Annotated in this window: 21 protein-coding genes and 1 tRNA gene; 4 read left to right on the top strand and 18 right to left on the bottom strand. The window is 62.1% G+C overall.

Annotated features, from left to right (window positions below; genetic code table 11):
- Position 1: 1 nt before the first annotated feature.
- The 8 genes from hscA to trmJ form a co-directional block, all read right to left on the bottom strand.
- Positions 2–1,864 carry a Fe-S protein assembly chaperone HscA gene (gene hscA / locus PM2_RS00830; protein ID WP_028698928.1) on the bottom strand — a complete coding sequence of 621 codons (1,863 nt, stop codon included), beginning with the start codon at positions 1,862–1,864 and terminating at the stop codon, positions 2–4.
- Positions 1,865–1,906: 42 nt separating this feature from the next.
- Positions 1,907–2,428: a co-chaperone HscB gene (gene hscB / locus PM2_RS00825; RefSeq protein ID WP_016713207.1), complete on the bottom strand. Its 522-nt coding sequence runs from the start codon at positions 2,426–2,428 to the stop codon at positions 1,907–1,909.
- Positions 2,429–2,436: 8 nt separating this feature from the next.
- A complete protein-coding gene (gene iscA / locus PM2_RS00820; RefSeq protein WP_003248536.1) occupies positions 2,437–2,760 on the bottom strand; it encodes an iron-sulfur cluster assembly protein IscA in 324 nt (107 codons plus the stop codon).
- Between the two features lie 28 nt (positions 2,761–2,788).
- A complete protein-coding gene (gene iscU, locus PM2_RS00815; RefSeq protein ID WP_003248539.1) occupies positions 2,789–3,175 on the bottom strand; it encodes a Fe-S cluster assembly scaffold IscU in 387 nt (128 codons plus the stop codon).
- 46 nt (positions 3,176–3,221) lie between these two features.
- The gene (locus PM2_RS00810; protein WP_028698927.1) at positions 3,222–4,436 is read right to left on the bottom strand and encodes an IscS subfamily cysteine desulfurase; all 1,215 of its coding nucleotides are present in this window, start codon (positions 4,434–4,436) and stop codon (positions 3,222–3,224) included.
- A 46-nt stretch (positions 4,437–4,482) separates the two neighbouring features.
- Positions 4,483–4,974 (bottom strand): Fe-S cluster assembly transcriptional regulator IscR, encoded by a 492-nt coding sequence (gene iscR / locus PM2_RS00805; RefSeq protein ID WP_025753812.1) that lies wholly within the window; start codon positions 4,972–4,974, stop codon positions 4,483–4,485.
- A gap of 179 nt (positions 4,975–5,153) precedes the next feature.
- Positions 5,154–5,939, bottom strand: coding sequence for a serine O-acetyltransferase (gene cysE / locus PM2_RS00800; RefSeq protein ID WP_016713210.1), 786 nt, complete (start codon positions 5,937–5,939; stop codon positions 5,154–5,156).
- A 3-nt stretch (positions 5,940–5,942) separates the two neighbouring features.
- Positions 5,943–6,698, bottom strand: coding sequence for a tRNA (cytosine(32)/uridine(32)-2'-O)-methyltransferase TrmJ (gene trmJ, locus PM2_RS00795; RefSeq protein WP_028698926.1), 756 nt, complete (start codon positions 6,696–6,698; stop codon positions 5,943–5,945).
- A gap of 151 nt (positions 6,699–6,849) precedes the next feature.
- On the opposite strand from trmJ, the gene suhB reads away from it, so the two are divergent.
- Positions 6,850–7,668 (top strand): type III secretion system regulator SuhB, encoded by an 819-nt coding sequence (gene suhB / locus PM2_RS00790; protein WP_016713212.1) that lies wholly within the window; start codon positions 6,850–6,852, stop codon positions 7,666–7,668.
- 103 nt (positions 7,669–7,771) lie between these two features.
- On the opposite strand, the gene PM2_RS00785 is transcribed toward suhB, so the two are convergent.
- The 6 genes from PM2_RS00785 to queA all read right to left on the bottom strand — a co-directional run bounded on the left by PM2_RS00785 (position 7,772) and on the right by queA (position 13,838).
- Positions 7,772–8,314 (bottom strand): glycine zipper 2TM domain-containing protein, encoded by a 543-nt coding sequence (locus PM2_RS00785; protein ID WP_025753813.1) that lies wholly within the window; start codon positions 8,312–8,314, stop codon positions 7,772–7,774.
- Between the two features lie 120 nt (positions 8,315–8,434).
- A complete protein-coding gene (gene secF / locus PM2_RS00780) occupies positions 8,435–9,343 on the bottom strand; it encodes a protein translocase subunit SecF (protein ID WP_016713214.1) in 909 nt (302 codons plus the stop codon).
- 10 nt (positions 9,344–9,353) lie between these two features.
- Positions 9,354–11,216: a protein translocase subunit SecD gene (gene secD, locus PM2_RS00775; protein WP_028698925.1), complete on the bottom strand. Its 1,863-nt coding sequence runs from the start codon at positions 11,214–11,216 to the stop codon at positions 9,354–9,356.
- Between the two features lie 63 nt (positions 11,217–11,279).
- Entirely contained in the window at positions 11,280–11,615 is a 336-nt protein-coding gene (gene yajC, locus PM2_RS00770; protein WP_016713216.1) for a preprotein translocase subunit YajC, read from the bottom strand.
- A gap of 43 nt (positions 11,616–11,658) precedes the next feature.
- Positions 11,659–12,774, bottom strand: a complete 1,116-nt coding sequence (gene tgt / locus PM2_RS00765) for a tRNA guanosine(34) transglycosylase Tgt (protein WP_014589748.1) — start codon at positions 12,772–12,774, stop codon at positions 11,659–11,661.
- Between the two features lie 14 nt (positions 12,775–12,788).
- Positions 12,789–13,838 (bottom strand): tRNA preQ1(34) S-adenosylmethionine ribosyltransferase-isomerase QueA, encoded by a 1,050-nt coding sequence (queA, locus tag PM2_RS00760; RefSeq protein WP_016713217.1) that lies wholly within the window; start codon positions 13,836–13,838, stop codon positions 12,789–12,791.
- 106 nt (positions 13,839–13,944) lie between these two features.
- Between queA and PM2_RS00755 the strand changes: the two genes are divergently transcribed.
- From PM2_RS00755 to PM2_RS00745, 3 genes are all read left to right on the top strand, one after another.
- A tRNA-Leu gene (locus tag PM2_RS00755) sits at positions 13,945–14,029 on the top strand.
- A 418-nt stretch (positions 14,030–14,447) separates the two neighbouring features.
- Entirely contained in the window at positions 14,448–15,095 is a 648-nt protein-coding gene (locus tag PM2_RS00750; protein WP_020371268.1) for a trypsin-like peptidase domain-containing protein, read from the top strand.
- A gap of 307 nt (positions 15,096–15,402) precedes the next feature.
- Positions 15,403–16,290: a bestrophin family protein gene (locus PM2_RS00745; protein WP_016713225.1), complete on the top strand. Its 888-nt coding sequence runs from the start codon at positions 15,403–15,405 to the stop codon at positions 16,288–16,290.
- Here PM2_RS00745 and phnE read toward each other — a convergent pair.
- From phnE to PM2_RS00725, 4 genes are read right to left on the bottom strand one after another with little or no spacing between them, the layout of a single operon-like run.
- Entirely contained in the window at positions 16,287–17,054 is a 768-nt protein-coding gene (phnE, locus tag PM2_RS00740; RefSeq protein ID WP_016713226.1) for a phosphonate ABC transporter, permease protein PhnE, read from the bottom strand. The genes PM2_RS00745 and phnE overlap by 4 nt on opposite strands.
- A complete protein-coding gene (locus PM2_RS00735) occupies positions 17,051–17,878 on the bottom strand; it encodes a PhnE/PtxC family ABC transporter permease (RefSeq protein WP_028698924.1) in 828 nt (275 codons plus the stop codon). The genes phnE and PM2_RS00735 overlap by 4 nt, the downstream gene beginning before the upstream one ends.
- Positions 17,872–18,681, bottom strand: coding sequence for a phosphonate ABC transporter ATP-binding protein (locus tag PM2_RS00730; RefSeq protein WP_028698923.1), 810 nt, complete (start codon positions 18,679–18,681; stop codon positions 17,872–17,874). Before PM2_RS00730 ends, PM2_RS00735 begins: the two co-directional genes overlap by 7 nt.
- Positions 18,678–19,532 (bottom strand): putative selenate ABC transporter substrate-binding protein, encoded by an 855-nt coding sequence (locus PM2_RS00725; RefSeq protein ID WP_028698922.1) that lies wholly within the window; start codon positions 19,530–19,532, stop codon positions 18,678–18,680. Before PM2_RS00725 ends, PM2_RS00730 begins: the two co-directional genes overlap by 4 nt.
- Positions 19,533–19,553 lie beyond the last annotated feature (21 nt).

Below are 19,553 nucleotides of genomic sequence, written 5' to 3'. Positions count from 1 at the left end.
GTTACTCCTCGATCTCATTCAGGTTGCGCCCGGCCAGTGCGGCTTTGACCGTCGAATCAAGGCGACGGGCGGCAAATGCGTCGGTCACCTGCGACAGACGCTTGGTCTGTTGCTCGATGGCTGCGCCATCGGTGCCGGCCAGCAAATCACGTAGTTCTTGCATCTGGAATTCGATGGCTTCGCGCTCTTCACGGCTGAGCAGGCGCTCACCGTCGGCGTCCAGGGCGCCCTGTACCGCTTCAAGCAGGCGCTCGCCGTCCACCTGGTGCTCGCGCATCTGGCGGGCGTGCTTGTCGGAACCTGCGTGTTCGAAGGAGTCCTTCAGCATGCGGGCGATTTCACCATCGGTCAGGCCGTAGGACGGTTTGACCTGGATGCTGGCTTCCACGCCCGAACCCAGTTCGCGGGCGGCGACGCTGAGCAGGCCATCGGCATCCACCTGGAAGGTGACGCGGATTTTCGCCGCACCGGCAACCATGGCCGGAATGCCGCGCAGCTCGAAACGGGCCAGCGAGCGGCAGTCGCTGATCAGCTCGCGCTCACCCTGCAGGACGTGGATCATCATGGCCGTCTGGCCATCTTTATAAGTGGTGAACTCCTGGGCACGCGCCACCGGAATGGTGGTATTGCGCGGGATCACCTTCTCCATCAGACCGCCCATGGTCTCAAGACCAAGCGACAGCGGAATGACATCGAGCAGCAGCAGTTCACCACCTTCACGGCGGTTGCCGGCCAGGGTGTCGGCCTGAATGGCGGCACCGATGGCCACCACCTGGTCAGGATCGATCGAGGTCAGCGGGGTACGGCCGAACAGCCCGCCCACGGCTTCGCGCACTCGCGGCACGCGGGTCGAGCCACCCACCATGACCACGGCACTGACTTCTTCCAGCTCCACGCCACTGTCGCGCACGGCGCGGCGGCACGCCTTGAGGCTGCGGGCAACCATCGGTTCGATCATGGCTTCGAACGCGGCACGGCTCAGCTCACCCTGCCAGGCGCCATGGCTGACGCCGACCACGTCGGCGTCGGTCAGGGCTTCCTTGGCGGCGCATGCTGTTTGCAGCAACGCACGCTGGGTCGCCGGGTCCAGGTCGGACGACAGGCCAGCCTGCTCGATGATCCAGCCGGCAATGGCGTGGTCGAAATCGTCGCCACCCAGGGCGGTATCGCCACCGGTGGCCAGCACCTCGAACACACCAGCGGTCAGGCGCAGAATGGAAATATCGAAGGTACCGCCACCCAGGTCATAGATGGCCACCACACCTTCGGCATTCTGGTCCAGGCCATAGGCCACGGCAGCCGCCGTCGGCTCATTGAGCAGGCGCAGCACGTTCAAGCCAGCCAGGCGCGCAGCGTCCTTGGTGGCCTGGCGCTGGGCGTCGTCAAAATAGGCCGGCACGGTGATCACCGCGCCTACCAGCTCGCCACCCAGGGTCGCTTCGGCGCGCTCGCGCAGCACCTTGAGGATGTCAGCGGACACTTCCACCGGGCTTTTCGGGCCCTGCACCGTGTCGATGAACGGCATATGCGACTCGCCACCCACAAAGCGGTAGGGCAACTGCTCGCCCAGCTGCTTGACGTCGGCCAGGCCGCGCCCCATCAGGCGCTTGACCGACAGCACGGTGTTCAGCGGGTCGCTGGAAGCGGCATCACGTGCGGCCTGCCCCACTTCGCTGCGCCCTTCGAGGTAGCGCACCGCGGACGGCAGAATGACGTTACCCTGCGCATCAGGCAGGGGCTCGCTACGGCCGCTGCGCAATGCGGCGACCAGAGAGTTGGTGGTACCCAGGTCGATCCCCACCGCCAGGCGGCGCTGGTGCGGCTGAGGGCTTTGACCGGGTTCGGCAATCTGCAGTAGGGCCATGCTTATCTGAATACCTTAGGTGCCATCACGGGCGACACCGGGTTAATCGTCGAGGCGCTCTTCCAGTTGGCGCACTTCTTGGGCGAGCTTGTCGAGGAATTGCATGCGACGCATCAGGCGCTCGGCCTTTTCGCGCTCGCCTGGGGCGTCCCAGCAGGCGGCAAAGTCCTCGTTCAGGGTGTCCTGGGCAGCCTTCAGGCGCCGCTTGAATACACCCACGCCGTCAAGGTCGGCTTCGTCCTGCAACTCTTCGAGCTCTTCGCGCCACTGCATCTGCTGCAACAGGAAGTCCGGGTCGTGGACCGTGACTTCCTGGGGCACTTCATGACCACTGATGGCCAGCAGATAGCGGGCGCGACGCGGCGCACTGCGCAGTGTCTGGTAAGCGTCGTTGAGGGCTGCGGACTTCTCCAGCGCTACACGCTGCTCACGCTCGGAGGCGTCGGCAAAGCGGTCGGGATGGACTTCGCGGGCCAACTCGCGGTAGCGAGTGGCCAGCTTGTCGAGGTCCAGGCGGAAGCTTGGCTGGAGGTCAAACAATGCGAAATGACAAGGAGTTCCCACAGCCAGCCTCAAACGTTGAAGCTTTCGCCGCAGCCACACTCACCGCGCACGTTGGGGTTGTTGAACTTGAAGCCTTCGTTCAACCCTTCCTTGACGAAATCCAGCTCGGTGCCGTCGAGGTAGACCAGGCTCTTGGGATCGATGATCACCTTCACGCCGTGGTTCTCGAACACCTGGTCTTCGTCCGCCAGTTCGTCAACGAACTCCAGCACGTAGGCCAGGCCCGAGCAACCGGTGGTGCGCACGCCCAGGCGAATGCCCTCACCCTTGCCGCGCCCGTCGAGGGAGCGGCGAATGTGGTTGGCGGCGGCTTCTGTCATGCTGATAGCCATCAGGACTCCTTACCTCGCAACAGGCGACTTAGATCAAGCCTTTTTTCTGCTTGTAATCGCGTACCGCTGCCTTGATGGCATCTTCGGCGAGTACCGAGCAGTGGATCTTGACCGGCGGCAACGCCAGTTCTTCGGCCAGCTGGGTGTTCTTGATGGTCTCGGCTTCGTCCAGGGTCTTGCCCTTCATCCACTCGGTGGCGAGGGAGCTGGAAGCGATCGCCGAACCGCAGCCGTAGGTCTTGAACTTGGCGTCTTCGATAACGCCCTGCTCGTTGACCTTGATTTGCAGACGCATTACGTCACCGCACGCCGGGGCGCCGACCATGCCGGTGCCAACGTCTGGGTCTTCGGCATTCATCTTGCCGACGTTGCGTGGGTTTTCGTAGTGGTCGATGACCTTTTCACTGTATGCCATGGTGCAATTCCTTCCTCATCAGGGAGCCGCTCTTGCCGGCGACTGCTTAGTGGGCGGCCCACTCGATCTTGGAGATGTCAACGCCGTCTTTATACATGTCCCACAGCGGCGACAGCTCACGCAGTTTGTTGACGGCCTCGCAGACTTTCTGCGCGGCGTAGTCGACTTCTTCTTCGGTGGTGAAACGGCCGAAGGAGAAGCGGATCGAGCTGTGCGCCAGCTCGTCGTTGCGGCCCAGGGCGCGCAGTACATACGAAGGTTCGAGCGACGCGGAGGTGCAGGCCGAACCGGACGAAACGGCGATGTCCTTCAGCGACATCAGCAGCGATTCGCCTTCGACGTAGTTGAAGCTCAGGTTCAGGTTGTGCGGTACGCGGGCAGTCTGGCTGCCGTTTACGTACAGCTCTTCAAGGTCCGAAACCTGCTTGAAGAAGCGGTCGCTCAGGGCCTTGATGCGCGCGTTCTCTGCGACCATTTCCTGCTTGGCGATGGCGAAGGCTTCGCCCATGCCGACAATCTGGTGAGTTGGCAGAGTGCCCGAACGCATGCCGCGCTCATGGCCACCGCCGTGAATGATGGCTTCCAGGCGTACACGCGGCTTACGGCTGACGTACAGCGCGCCGATACCTTTAGGGCCGTAGACCTTGTGCGCCGAGAACGACATCAGGTCGACTTTCATTTTTTGCAGGTCGATTTCGACCTTGCCGGCCGACTGGGCAGCATCGACGTGCAACAGGACGCCGCGCGAGCGGGTCAGTTCACCGATGGCGGCGATGTCGTTGATCGAGCCGACTTCGTTGTTCACGTGCATCAGCGAGACCAGGATGGTGTCGTCGCGCAGCACCGCTTCTACCATGGCCGGGGTGACGATGCCGTCTTCGCCTGGCTCAAGGTAGGTGACTTCGAAACCTTCACGCTCCAGCTGGCGAGCAGTATCCAGGACCGCCTTGTGCTCGATCTTGGAGGTGATGATGTGCTTGCCCTTGGTCTGATAGAAGTGCGCGACGCCTTTCAGCGCGAGGTTGTCGGACTCGGTGGCACCGCTGGTCCAGACGATTTCGCGCGGATCGGCGTTGATCAGCTCGGCAACCTGGCGACGACCGTTCTCGACCGCTTCCTCGGCCTTCCAGCCGAAGACGTGGGAGCGCGAAGCCGGGTTACCGAAGTTCCCGTCGACCAGCAGGCAGTCGGCCATCTTCTGGGCCACGCGTGGGTCGACCGGAGTGGTCGCGGAGTAATCGAGGTAGATCGGCAACTTCATTTGTCTCTCCTATCAGGCGGTGGCGTCGCTCATCGTCCCAGGGGGATCAATCGACGGCGGACGTCTCAATCTTGTCCAGCTGGGCGGTTCGGCCTGCGACACGTCGCAAGTCCTGGCGCTGGGCGACTTCCTGCACCTCACGGCGCATGACGAGGTCGGCCAGGCTGATGCCGCTGAGGAATTCATGGATCTGCTGGCTGAGGTCACACCACAGGTGGTGGGTCAGGCAGGTATCACCGGCATGGCAGTCCCCGAGGCCCTGGCAACGGGTAGCATCGACCGATTCGTTGACCGCATCGATGACCTGGGCCACCTGGATGGTTGCCATGCCCCGCGACAGCTGGTAGCCACCGCCTGGACCGCGCACGCTGGAAACCAGGCTGCTGCGGCGCAGCTTGGCGAACAGCTGCTCCAGATAAGAGAGGGAAATGCCCTGGCGCTCGGAAATATCGGCCAAAGACACCGGCCCATGCTGCGCGTGCAACGCCAGGTCGAGCATGGCGGTCACGGCGTATCGGCCTTTGGTAGTCAGTCGCATGGCTATTGGGTACCACGGGAGTTTCGGGATGTGTGCGAGTATGCGATTCCCGAGCATTTAAGTCAACTATAAGACCTAGTGCTTTAGTCGGGTTTGCATCGGGGAGGCGGGCGCGAGTGTAGCAGACGAGGGGCGTGAGCACACGCCCCGTATGTCACTATGATTTCAGTGCGGCGCAATCAATGCGACTGAGTGTCGCGCTGGGCCACCTTGGCCTCCTCGGCAAAATCATCTTCCGGCAGGGCCGGCAGTTCCTTGGCGCAGTAATCGCTCCCCATCTTGGTCAGGGCGCCACACATACCCTCCAGCCGCTCGTCGACCGCTTGCAAGTGGTCGAGCATCTGGCCGATGGCACGCGCCACCGGGTCAGGCATGTCGCCACTGACGCCGTAGGCATCGAAGCCGATCTTCTCGGCCATGGCCTTGCGCTTGGCCTCGACTTCGTTGTCTTCGCTCTTGACGATGATCCGCCCAGGGATGCCCACCGCCGTGGCGCCCGCTGGCACCGCCTTGGTCACCACTGCATTGGAACCAATCTTGGCCCCCGCGCCGACCGTGAACGGGCCCAGCACTTTGGCCCCCGCCCCTACCACCACGCCGTTCTCCAGAGTGGGGTGGCGCTTGCCTTTGTTCCAGCTGGTGCCGCCCAGGGTCACGCCCTGATAAAGGGTGACGTCGTCGCCGATCTCGGCGGTTTCGCCAATGACGATACCCATGCCATGGTCAATGAAGAAGCGCCGGCCAATGGTGGCGCCCGGGTGGATCTCGATACCGGTCAGCCAGCGGCCGAAGTTGGACACCAGCCGGGCTAGCCACTTGAAATCACGCTTCCACAAGGCATTGCCCAGACGGTGCAGCCAGATGGCATGCATGCCGGGGTAGCAGGTGAGCACCTCGAAGGCATTGCGCGCAGCCGGGTCACGGTGGAATACGCTTTGAATATCTTCACGCAGGCGTTCGAACATCTGTCAGTCCTTCCGTTTATGCGGCTCGCCCCGGACCACTTTCTGGGTCTCGGTAAGGATGCCGCGCAAAATGCTCATTTCCGAACGCTCGACCGCCACCCGCCCATACAGCCGGCGCAAGCGCGGCATCAGGTGCTTGGGTTTTTCCGGGTCGAGGAAGCCGATGCCCACCAGGGTTTTTTCCAGGTGGTCGTAGAACAGCTCCATTTCGTCCATGGTCGCCAGCTCGCTGGCGTCAACCTTCTCGACTTTTTCCGGCGCTGCACCGCCAGCTAGCCACGCCATGCGCACCTCATAGGCGAGCACCTGCACGGCAGCGGCGAGGTTCAGCGAACTGAAGTCGGGGTTGGAGGGAATGTGCACGTGGAAGTGACATCGCTGCAGTTCTTCGTTGGTCAGGCCAGCGTGTTCGCGCCCGAACACCAGGGCGATTTCTTCGCCACCATTGGCATGCTCCACCGCCTTTGCACCGCACTCGCGCGGGCCGATCAACGGCCAGGGAATGCTGCGCTCGCGGGCGCTGGTGCCCATCACCAGGTTGCAGCCGACCAGCGCCTGTTCAAGGCTGTCGACCACCTGGGCGCTATCCAGCACATCGTCGGCGCCCGAGGCACGGGCACTGGCATCCACGGCGGGGAATTCTTTCGGCTGCACCAGCACCAAACGCGACAAGCCCATGTTTTTCATGGCACGCGCAGCGCCGCCGATGTTGCCGGGGTGGCTGGTATTGACCAGAACAACACGAATATTTTGCAGCAAGGTGTTGTGCTCACAGATGCAGGAATCAGGGGCTTCGATCTTACAGAACCGACAGACGTAACGCCATGAAAGCAAATGTGACACTTCTGCCGCCAAAGTTTTCTGCTAGAATGATCGGCTTTCTTCTTTAACATCTCCAGGTGACCCGCCCATGCAGCCTATGCTGAATATCGCCCTGCGCGCCGCTCGCAGCGCCAGTGAACTGATTTTCCGCTCCATCGAACGCCTGGATAGCATCAAGGTGGACGAGAAAGAGGCTAAGGACTACGTTTCCGAGGTTGATCGCGCCGCCGAGCAGAGCATCGTCAACGCCCTGCGCAAGGCGTACCCGAACCACTCCATCCAGGGCGAGGAAACCGGCCTGCACGCGGGTAGCGGCGAAGAAGGCAAGGATTACCTGTGGATCATCGACCCGCTGGACGGCACCACCAACTTCCTGCGTGGCATCCCGCACTTCGCCGTCAGCATCGCCTGCAAATACCGTGGCCGCCTTGAGCACGCCGTGATCGTCGACCCGGTTCGCCAGGAAGAATTCACCGCCAGCCGTGGCCGTGGCGCCCAACTCAATGGCCGTCGCCTGCGCGTCAGCTCGCGCACCAGCCTAGAAGGTGCCCTGTTGGGTACCGGCTTCCCGTTCCGTGACAACCAGATGGCTGACATGGACAACTACCTGGGCATGTTCCGCGCCCTGACTGGCCAGACCGCCGGCATCCGCCGCGCCGGTTCCGCCAGCCTGGACCTGGCCTACGTGGCCGCTGGCCGTTTCGACGCCTTCTGGGAGTCGGGCCTGTCCGAGTGGGACATGGCAGCTGGCGTGCTGCTGATCCAGGAAGCCGGTGGCCTGGTGAGCGACTTCAACGGTGGCCACGACTTCCTCGACAAGGGCCACATCGTTGCAGGCAACATCAAGTGCTTCAAGGCCGTACTGACGGCCATCCAGCCGCACCTGCCAGAGAGCATGAAGCGCTAAGCGCAGATCGCCGGAAAGCAAAAAGCACCCCTCGGGGTGCTTTTTTTTGCCTGACAGCTTTGCATTGCCTGCACCGACCTCATCGCCGGCACAGGCAACAAGATCACTGCCCTGCCTCGCTCAGGATCAGCTTGCCATTCTTGTCCACTGGAATGGTCGACCCCGGCTCACGGTCCATCTTCACCTTGCCGACCTGATCGCCAAGGGTGTAGGTCACGTTGTAGCCCACCACCTTCTCACTGATGTCATTCACCGTGTTGCAGCGAGTTTGCGTGGTGGTGTAGGTGTCACGCTCCTGCATGCCTTCCTGCACCTTGTTACCGGCATAACCACCACCGACCGCACCGGCCACGGTGGCGATCTTCTTGCCGGTGCCGCCGCCAATCTGGTTACCCAGCAAACCACCGGCGATTGCACCCACCACAGTACCGGCAATCTGGTGCTGGTCCTTGACCGGTGCCTGACGCGTCACGGCGACGTCCTTGCAGACCTCGCGCGGGGTTTTTACCTGTTGTTTGATCGGTTGCACGTCGGTGACCTGCGCATACTCAGGCCCCTTGTTGACCAAGCTGTAGGTCGCCACAGCACCTCCGGCAGTTACACCGACAGCACCCAGTACCGCACCCACCAGCATTGATTTGTTCACATGAACCTCCTGATCATACCCGCGGGGGTTAGCCCGCCTTCTCCCAGCCTTGGAGCAAAAAAAAAGGCGCGAGTTCAATACTCGCGCCTTTCGGGCAGCCAAACGGCGTGAGACAAGCCTTTATGGGCGCTCGTCCACACCTTCCGCCTTGGCCGGCGGGATCAGGTCTTCGCTGTTCAGGTTCAGCCAGATCAGCACCACGTTGGCGATATAGATCGACGAGTAGGTACCGGCCATGACGCCGATGAACAGGGCCAGCGAGAAGCCGAACAGGTTATCGCCACCGAAGAACAGCAGCGCAGCAATGGCCAGCAAGGTCGAAACCGAGGTGGCGATGGTACGCAGCAGGGTCTGGGTGGTGGAAACGTTGATGTTTTCGATCAACGATGCCTTGCGCATGACGCGGAAGTTCTCACGCACCCGGTCGAATACCACGATGGTGTCGTTCAGCGAGTAACCGATGATCGCCAGCACCGCTGCCAGCACCGTCAGGTCGAAGGTGATCTGGAAGAACGACAGGATACCCAGGGTGACCACCACGTCGTGGATCAGCGAAACGATCGCGCCCACGGCGAACTTCCACTGGAAGCGGAAGGCCAGGTAGATGAGGATGCCGCCCAAGGCCAGGAGCATGCCCATGCCGCCTTGGTCGCGTAGCTCTTCACCCACCTGCGGGCCGACGAACTCGACACGCTTGAGCGTGGCCGGGTTGTCGCCGCCCGCCTTCTGCAGGGCAGCGGCTACCTTGTTACCCAGCTGCGGGTCATCGCCCGGCATACGCACCAGCAGGTCGGTCGTAGCGCCGAAACTCTGCACCACGGCTTCGTGGAAGCCGGAATCGACCAGCTCGGCACGCACCGCCTTGAGGTCGGCCGGGCGCTCGTAGGTCAGCTCGATCAGCGTACCGCCGGTGAAGTCCAGGCCAAAGTTCAGGCCTTTCTGCCACCAGCTGAACAGCGCCAGCACGGTGAGGAGCACGGTAATGGCGAACGCGACATTGCGCACGCCCATGAAGTTGATGGTTTTCATCGCAGCTCCCTCAAACCCACAGCTTCTTGATGTCACGCCCGCCGCAGGTCAGGTTGACCATTGCACGGGTCACCATGACGGCGGTGAACATCGAGGTGAAAATCCCGAGGGACATGGTGACCGCAAAGCCTTTGACCGGGCCGGTACCCATGGCGAACAGGATGCCGCCGACCAGCAGGCTGGTCAGGTTGGCGTCGATGATCGCGGTGTAGGCGCGGTTGAAGCCTTCGTGGATGGCGCGCTGTACCGACATGCCGGCGTTCAGCTCTTCGCGGATACGCGAGAAGATCAGTACGTTGGCGTCTACCGCCATACCCATGGTCAACACGATACCGGCAATACCCGGCAGAGTCAGGGTGGCGCCCAGCAGCGACATCAGTGCCAGCAGCAGCACCATGTTGCCCGCCAGGGCGATGGTGGCGATCACGCCGAAGCCGCGGTAGATGGCGATGATGAACAGCGAGACGAACAGCATGCCCCACAGCGATGCATCGATACCCTTGGTGATGTTGTCGGCACCCAGGCTTGGACCAATGGTACGTTCTTCAGCGAAGTACATTGGCGCAGCCAGACCACCGGCACGCAGCAGCAGGGCCAGTTCGGACGATTCGCCCTGGCCGTTCAGGCCAGTGATGCGGAACTGGCTACCCAGCGGCGACTGGATGGTCGCCAGGCTGATGATTTTCTTCTCTTCCACGAAGCTTTGTACGGCAACGTCCTTCTCGACGCCGTCGACGGTCTGCTTGACGTAGCGGGTGACCGGCTTCTGCTCGATGAAGATCACCGCCATGCTGCGACCCACGTTGCTGCGGGTAGCGCGGCTCATCAGCTCGCCACCGTGGCCATCCAGGCGGATGTTCACCTGTGGGCGGCCGTGCTCGTCAAAGCTCGCCTGCGCGTCGGTTACCTGGTCACCGGTGATGATCAGGCCACGCTCTACAGGGGCGGAGCGGCCGCCTTCGCGGAACTCGAACACCTCGGCAGTGGCCTTGGACGCGCCTGGCTCGGCACCGAAGCGGAACTCCAGGTTGGCCGTTTTACCGAGAATACGCTTGGCTTCGGCAGTGTCCTGCACACCTGGCAGCTCGACCACGATACGGTTGGCGCCCTGGCGCTGTACCAGCGGCTCAGCCACGCCCAGCTCGTTCACGCGGTTGCGCACGGTGGTGAGGTTCTGCTTGATCGAGTATTCGCGGATTTCGGCAACTTTTGCCTGGGTCAGCGCCAGACGCAGCACCGCAAGCTCGTTGCGCTCGGTGGTGGTCAGGTCGAAGTCATTGAAATTCTTGCGGATCAGGGCACGCGCCTGTTCGCGGGTAGCATCGTCAGCGAAGCCCAGCATGATGCCGCCATCCTGCTGAGGCAGGCTGCGGTAGCGGACGCGCTCTTTGCGCAGCAAGGTCTTGACCTCGCCTTCGTAGACTTTCATGCGGGCCGTCATGGCCTTGTCCATGTCCACTTCCAGCAGGAAGTGCACACCACCGGACAGGTCCAGGCCCAGCTTCATCGGGCTTGCACCCAGATTGCGCAACCATTGCGGGGTAGTCTGGGCCAGGTTCAGGGCCACGACGTAATCATCGCCCAGCGCCTTGCGCACGACATCCTTGGCTGGCAGTTGGTCTTCCTGGTTGGTCAGGCGGATCAGCCCGCTGCCCTTCTCGCCCAGGCTTGCGCCCTTGACGGCGATCTTGGCATCGACCAGCGCCTTGCTGACGCGATCGAGGTCGGCCTGGTTCACCTGCAGCGCCGAGCTGGCACCGCTGATCTGCACCGCAGGGTCATCCGGGTAGAGGTTGGGAGCGGAATAAATGAAACCGACCACCAGTACCAGCACGATCAGTGCATATTTCCACAGAGGGTATTTGTTCAGCATCACGCCGCCCGTTCAAGACGCGGGGCGCGTTGCGCGCCCCGACTGGAAAGAAAAAACGGTAACTCAGATAGCCTTGAGCGTACCTTTTGGCAGGGTGGCCGCAATGGCACCCTTCTGGAACTTCAGTTCGACGTTGTCGGACACTTCCAGTACCACGAAGTCATCGGAAACCTTGATAATCTTGCCGGCGATGCCGCCGTTGGTGACAACTTCGTCACCTTTCTGCAAGTTGCTCAGCAGGTTCTTCTGCTCTTTGGCGCGTTTGGCCTGCGGGCGCCAGATCATCAGGTAGAAGATGACCAGGAAACCGACCAGGAAAATCCACTCGAAGCCAGTACCGGCTGGGCCGGCGGCGGGTGCTGCTGCGTCCGCGTAGGCGGCGGGGATCAAGAAGCTCATTGGGCACTCCTAATGTAAATTTTCTAATAATGTGTGCGAATAGTCAGTCCAAAGGCGGCACAGGCAGCCCGCGCTTGGCGTAGAAGGCGTCGACAAAGGCGGCCAATTTACCCTGTTGAATAGCCTCGCGTAAACCGGCCATCAAGCGCTGGTAATGGCGCAAGTTGTGGATGGTATTCAGCATGCTGCTCAGCATTTCGCCGCACTTGTCCAGGTGATGCAGATAGGCGCGGGAGAAGTTGGTGCAGGTGTAGCAGTCACAGGTCGGATCCAGCGGCGACTCATCGTGGCGATGGAACGCGTTGCGGATCTTGATCACCCCTGTATCGACGAACAGATGGCCGTTGCGCGCATTACGCGTCGGCATCACGCAGTCGAACATGTCGACGCCGCGGCGCACACCCTCAACGAGATCTTCCGGTTTGCCTACCCCCATAAGGTAACGAGGTTTGTCAGCAGGCATCTGGCCCGGCAGGTAATCCAGCACCTTGATCATTTCGTGCTTGGGTTCGCCCACCGACAGGCCGCCGATGGCCAGGCCGTCGAAGCCGATGTTTTCCAGGCCTTCCAGCGAGCGCATGCGCAGGTCCTGGTACATCCCGCCCTGGACGATACCGAACAGTGCTGCGGTGTTGTCGGCGTGGGCGTTCTTCGAGCGCTGGGCCCAGCGCAGCGACAGCTCCATGGAGGTGCGCGCCACGTCATGCTCGGCCGGGTACGGGGTGCACTCGTCGAAGATCATCACCACGTCCGAGCCCAGGTCACGCTGCACCTGCATCGACTCTTCCGGGCCCATGAACACTTTCGAGCCATCGACTGGCGAGGCAAAGGTCACGCCCTCTTCCTTGATCTTGCGCATGGCACCCAGGCTGAACACCTGGAAGCCACCCGAGTCAGTGAGGATCGGGCCTTTCCACTGCATGAAGTCGTGCAGGCCGTTGTGCTTCTTGATCACCTCGGTGCCTGGGCGCAGCCACAGGTGGAAGGTGTTGCCCAGGATCATCTCGGCGCCAATGGCCTCGATATCGCGTGGCAGCATGCCCTTGACCGTGCCGTAGGTGCCCACCGGCATGAACGCCGGGGTTTCCACGGTGCCACGAGGGAAGGTGATGCGACCACGACGGGCCTTGCCGTCGGTGGCCAGCAGTTCGAAGGACATTCGACAGGTGCGACTCATGCTTGATCCTCGGGGCCGCGTGGCGCCGGATTGCGGGTGATGAACATGGCATCACCGTAACTGAAGAAGCGGTACCCGTTCTCGACCGCCGCCGCGTAGGCGGCCATGGTCTCGGGGTAGCCGGCGAAGGCCGAGACCAGCATCAGCAGCGTGGACTCCGGCAGGTGGAAGTTGGTGACCAGGGCGTCGACCACATGGAACGGCCGGCCTGGGTAAATAAAGATGTCGGTGTCGCCGCTGAAGGCCTTGAGCACGCCATCACGTGCCGCGCTTTCCAGCGAACGCACACTGGTGGTGCCAACCGCGATCACCCGGCCGCCGCGTGCGCGGCAGGCTTCGATGGCATCGACCACATCCTGGCTCACTTCGAGCCACTCTTTATGCATGTGGTGGTCTTCGATCTTGTCGACCCGCACCGGCTGGAAGGTGCCCGCCCCCACGTGCAGGGTCACGAAGGCCCGCTCCACGCCCTTGGCGGCGATCTTTTCCAGCAGCGCCTCGTCGAAGTGCAGGCCCGCTGTGGGCGCTGCAACCGCACCGGCACGCTGGGCGTACACGGTCTGGTAACGCTCACGGTCGGCGCCCTCGTCCGGGCGGTCGATGTAAGGCGGCAGCGGCATGTGGCCGACGCGGTCGAGCAGTGGCAGCACCTCTTCGGTGAACCGCAGCTCGAACAGCGTGTCGTGACGCGCGACCATTTCGGCCTCGCCACCGCCATCGATGAGGATGACCGCGCCTTCTTTCGGCGCCTTGCTGGCACGCACATGGGCCAGCACCCGGTGGCTGTCGAGCACACGCTCCACCAGCACTTCCAGCTTGCCGCCGGAGGCTTTCTGGCCAAACAACCGCGCCGGAATCACCCGGGTGTTGTTGAACACCATCAGGTCGCCGGGGCGCAGGTAGTCGAGCAAGTCGGGGAATTGCCGGTGCGACAGCGCGCCGGTCGGCCCATCGAGCACCAGCAGACGGCTGCCATGGCGCTCGGCCAACGGGTGGCGGGCGATCAGGGAATCAGGGAGTTCGAAGGAGAAATCGGCGACGCGCATGATGATGTTCGGTTCGGCAGGGCCGGGAAGTTTAGCCCAATGTGTGAAAATTGACCATGAAAGCCGATTGACCGACCAGCGGCAGCTCTCTATACTGCGCGCCACTGCCCTGATGGCGGAATTGGTAGACGCGGCGGATTCAAAATCCGTTTTCGAAAGGAGTGGGAGTTCGAGTCTCCCTCGGGGCACCAAGATCCGGAAAAAACCGACCTTATGGTCGGTTTTTTTTCGCCTGAATTTTGATCTCTCGTACAGATCGCAACTTGCACGGCCACTGTGGAAAGAAAGGCTGCGTTCGATATCACTGACAATGAGTTCAGGCACGAGCGCATTCGTTTCAACCATTCTTGAGTCCTTTCAATTCCCCAAACGAAGACAACGCGGAAGGCCCAAAGCCCCTTGTCAATTTGACGCCGCCTCAATGACTTCAAGGCCTCCAGCCATGCATGAAGCCTATTGGCCACGATATGCGCTAGCGCTTAACCTGTCACTCGTCGGATATATTCCGAAAGTATTGTCAGCATAATGGCACTTCGCCATATTTGCGCTCCCTTTTCACCACGCACCGTGTGACCCATGAAAACAATCGCGCCCTGCATGGCGGCAATGATGCTGCTCAGTGGGTGCAATGGAGTGCCAACCTCGTACGTTTCCGATCCCGTCTACAGCCAGGCTTTCGTGGTCACCTCCGGTGCCCCGCTGCCCATGTTGCTGATGGCCAGCGCCATCCAGTGGAACGAGGATTACGCCGTAACTGCCAAACACACCCCCTTCCTGCGCAACGTGGTCCACGAGGGCCTCGGTGATGTGGTGTTCTTCAAACACAAGGCCAGCAACGTGCCGGATTGGCGCCAGTATGTGCCTGGCGAAGCCGTGACGGCGGTGGGTTTCAACAGTTTCATGATGCCGATGCAGGGCAAGGGCCATGCGCTGGCGTCGCTGGTGCGGCTTGAAGGCACGCCAGGCAGCGTTTTCTATTCAGTACACGACGGCCCGATCACCAAGGGCATGTCGGGCGGGCCTGTGTTCGCCGATGACGGCAAGGTGGTCGGCATCAATGTGGCCATTATCCCCACCAGCGAGATTGATGCCGGCAAGCGCCCGGACCTGGCTGGCAAGGCGCGGATCAGCGTGTTCATGTCGTTCAACGAGATCGACAAGGAATGGCGGCGCTTTAAGTACCTGACGGCGCACAAGGGCAAGCCTCAGGCACCGGCTTCGATCAAAGGCTATGTGGCGGTTGCTGCCAAGCCTTGAGTCAGGTTCCGGAGCGCGTTTGCGAATGATAAGCGGCTTGTGATGTGAGGCTGATGGCCTCTTCGCGGGTGAACCCGCTTTTGAGACTTGTGCAGTGCCTGTGGGAGTGACCCGTTCGTTTCTTGCCCGGGCTTTTTCAACGTAGATATTGGCTCGGGCTATTTCACTGTGGTCCTAAAACACTGCAGTCCAATTCCTACAAAGCCTGGCACTGAACACGTCTGGTAATACACCCAGACGAACCGCACCGAACCATGCTCTCCCCTCGACGTCCGATTCTGCATCCCCCGCGTTTCGAGGCCCCCGCGTGAAAGACATCATCACCCGCAAGTACCGCCTGGTCGTGAAGACCATCGGCTACATCGGCTGGTCGCTGTTCTGGCTGCTGATCTGGGATGTGCTGGTCACCATCGATTTCATGCTGTTCTTCAACAGCAAGTTCACCCTGCCGCTGATCCCGCTGACTTTGCTGGGCTCGGCGCTGGTAGTGCTGGTGAGTTTTCGCAACAGCAGCGCCTACAACCGTTGGTGGGAAGCTCGCACGTTGTGGGGGGCGCTGGTGAACAGTTCGCGCAGCTTCGCAAGGCAGACGCTAAACCTGATCGATGACCCGGCTGATGGCCTGAACCCGGTCAAGGCCACCCTGCTGCGCCGGCACATCGCCTATGTGAACTGCCTGGCTGCACACTTGAAGGGGGAGAGCTGCCCGGATGAACTGATGGCCTTCATCCCGCCGGCTGAATTCGAACGGCGCAACCGCTCGAACAACTTTGCCAATGACATTCTCGGTGGCTCGGCGGCCTTGCTGGCGCGGGAATACCAGGCCGGCCGGCTGGACAGCATCCGTCTGGCGCGGCTGGAATCGACGCTGGTGGACCTGTCCAATGCCCAAGGCGGTATGGAGCGCATTGCCAATACACCGCTGCCCTACCCTTACGTGTATTTTCCGCGACTGTTCATCACCCTGTTCTGCCTGATCGTGCCAATAGGGCTGGTGGAGTCGCTGGGCTGGTTCACGCCGCTGGCTTCGACAGTGGTGGGGTTCATGTTGCTGGCCATCGAGCGAATCGGCACGGATTTGCAGAGCCCATTCAAGTTCAGTGAGCACCAGATCCAGATGGACACCATTTGCGAGACGATCGAGCGGAACCTGGAGTCGATGCAACGGGAAGCGCAGTGTGGGGAACTCGCTTAGGCCCGCACATAGCGCTGGCGCAACACATCACTCAACGTATCCACCAGCAACACCAGCACCAGCATGCCCAGGATCACCGTACTGGCCTGGGCCTCCTGGAACAGGCTCAACGTGGTGTACAGCATCTGCCCCAAGCCCCCTGCCCCGACAAAGCCGAGCACGCTGGCCATACGGATATTGTTTTCCCAGCGGTACAAACTGTAGGCCAGCAACTGCGGCCACACATTGGGCAAGGTACCAAAACAGAATGCGGCCACCTGGCTGCCGCCCTGCAAGCGAATCGCTGCCGCAGGCTCCGGCGGCGCATTCTCCAACGCCTCGGCAAACAAGCGTCCCAGAACACCGGCGGTGTGCAGCGCCAACGCGAGGGTGCCGGCATTGGGCCCAAGACCGGCCGCCAGGACTGTCAGCGCAGCCCACACCAGTTCCGGAATGGCGCGCAGAGCATTCAGCAGCAACCGCGCTACGCCCTGTAATGGCCAACCGAATCGCCCTGCCGCCGGCAGTGCCAGCAACATCCCCATGACCATCGCCAACAAGGTGCCCAGACCCGACATGGCCAGCGTCTCCAGCGCCCCGCGCCACACAGCCTTCAAGTGCCCGGTAGACAGGTCCGGATGCAGGAAGCGCCCTGCGTACTCGCCCATCTGCCCCAACCCGCCGTTACCGACCAGCGCTTGCAGGTCCAGCTCCAGGTAAGCGAACGAGGCCAACACCGCCAACACGATGGCGCCCAGCAACAACAAGTTGATGACCCGGTTCATGCCAGCCTCCAGCGCAGCAGGCGGCTGAGCAAGTCGGCCAGCATCACCAGCAGCAGGAAGGTGAGCAACATGCTGGCCACTTCCGCCCCGGCAAACATCCGCATCGACAGGTCAATCTGCTGCCCCAGCCCGCCCGCCCCCACAAACCCCATCACCACCGAGGCCCGCACCGCGCACTCCCAGCGGTACACGGTGTAGGACACCACCTCGGACGCCGCATTGGGCAGAATGCCGTAGAGAAACGCCATCAGCCGGCCACTGCCCGCCTGCAACAAGGCATGGGCCGGGCGCTGGTCGACCGATTCGAAGATTTCGGCGTAGACCTTGCCCAGCATACCGCTATAGGTAATGGCGATGGCCAATACACCCGCCGTCGGCCCCAGCCCCACGGCCCGCACGAACAACAGCGCCCAGACAATTTCCGGCACGCTGCGCAGGAAGATCAGCAACCCGCGCACCGGCAGGCGCAGAAGGCGCGACCAAAGCCCTGCACGCCCACCACGGGAGGCGGCACGCAACGACAAGGCGCGACTGGCCATCAGCCCCGCCGGAACGGCTAGCAGCAACGCCAACGCCATGCCAGCGGTGGCCACGGCCAAGGTCTGTAGCGTGGCTTCATACAGCAACACGAGAAAATCGGCATCGTGCGCGGGTGGCCAGAAGGCGCTGGTGAAACGGGCGATCTGCTGTCGGTTCTCCGCCTGCAACAGCACTCCGGGGTTCAGTTCGCTCAACTTGATACCCGGCCACAGTATCGCCACGCCCAGCAAGGCCAGCAGCAGCCGTGGCAGCAGGGCCGGGTCGCGGGTGTCGGCCCTCAGCATCGTGGGATCTGCACCTTCAGAATCGGCCCCTGGGTTGGCGGCGAAGCCAGTTGTTCATTCGCGTACAGCGCCTCCAGCATGTGTTCGGTGACCGCTTCTGCCGGGCAATCAAACACTACCTGGCCCTCGCGGATACCAACCACCCGGGGGAAATGCGCCAGCGCCAACTCCACCGCATGCAGGCTCGCCACCAGCGTCACGCCATTGGCCTGGGCATGGCGGTTTAGCAAGGCCAGGCTGTGGTCGGCCAGCACCGGGTCCATGGCCGACACCGGCTCGTCGGTCAGCAGCACCTGTGGCCGCTGGTAAAGGGCCCGGGCAATACCCACCCGCTGCAACTGACCACCCGACAACTGCCCGCACTGCACGAACAGCTTGTCGGCCAGGCCCAGCTCTGCCAGCACCTGGCGCGCCCCCGGCACATCGCTGGGGTACAGCAGGTTGAGCAAGCCACGCGTTAACCCCCACTGCCCCAGCCGGCCGGCCAGTACTGCCGTCACCACCCGTTGGCGCGGTGGCAAGGGCGGTGCCTGATGCACCAGGCCGACCCGCGCCCGCAGGCGCTGGCGTGCCCTGGCGGATAACGCCCAGGGCTGCTCACCCAGCAACTCCACGCGCCCGCTGCTGGGCTGGATGGCCGTAGCCATCAGGTGCAGCAAGCTCGACTTGCCCGCCCCCGACGGCCCAATGATCGCGACACGCTCGCCCTGCTCGATGCTCAGGTTGATCGCGTCAAGCGCGCGTACCTGGACATGGCGCAGGCCGGCACCATGCAGGTGGATTGCCACGTTCGAAGCAGTCACTTGAGCAGGCCAGCCTCACGCGCAGCTTGCTCGGTGCCTACATAGTTTTCAGGCTTGGTCTCGATGAAGCGGCTGGCGGCCTGGAGGTCGAGGATAGCCTTGTGCTCCGGATTGGACGGGTCGAGGTCGAGGAACGCTTTTTTGATCTTTTCTTTCAACGCCGGCGCCATGTTGCCGCGCACGGTCCAGTTGTAGTCAAAGTAGGTCGGGGTAGTGGCGAACACTTTCACCTTGGCGGTATCGACCTTGCCGGCATCCACCAGTTTCTGCCACACACTGGCATTGAGCACGCCGCCATCGACCTTACCCGCCTGCACCCAGGCCACGGTGGCGTCATGGGCGCCAGAGTAGGCCACACGGCCGAAGTACTCTTCAGGCTTGATGTTGTCCTGCTTGAGCATGAAGTAACGCGGCATCAGGCTGCCCGAAGTAGACGAGATAGAGCCGAAGGCGAACGACTTGCCCTTGAGGTCGGCCAGGCTCTTCACGTCGGGGTTGGCGGTGATGAACTTGGAGGTGAACTGCGCGTCCTGCTCACGCTGCACCAATGGCGTGGCGGTCGGGTCCTTCAGGTGTACCTGAACGAACGTGAAGCCACCCAGCCAGGCCAGGTCCAGCCGGTTGGCGGCCAGCGACTCGACCACAGCCGGGTAATCGGCCACCGGTACGAACTTCACTTCCATACCCAGTTGCTTGGCCAGGTACTCGCCCAACGGCTTGAACTTGCGCTGCAGTTCGGTTGGCGCTTCGTCGGGGATGGCGCTGACCCGCAACACTTCAGCAGCTTGGACGACAACGGCACAGCAAGACAGCACAAGGCCGGCGGCGAGCGCCAAGGGGCGTTTGAGCATGGGTGTTCTCCGGTTCAATAG

It is taken from the genome of Pseudomonas monteilii NBRC 103158 = DSM 14164 (assembly GCF_000730605.1).
Taxonomy (GTDB): domain Bacteria; phylum Pseudomonadota; class Gammaproteobacteria; order Pseudomonadales; family Pseudomonadaceae; genus Aquipseudomonas; species Aquipseudomonas monteilii.
This window is presented reverse-complemented; position numbering and strand designations above follow the sequence as displayed.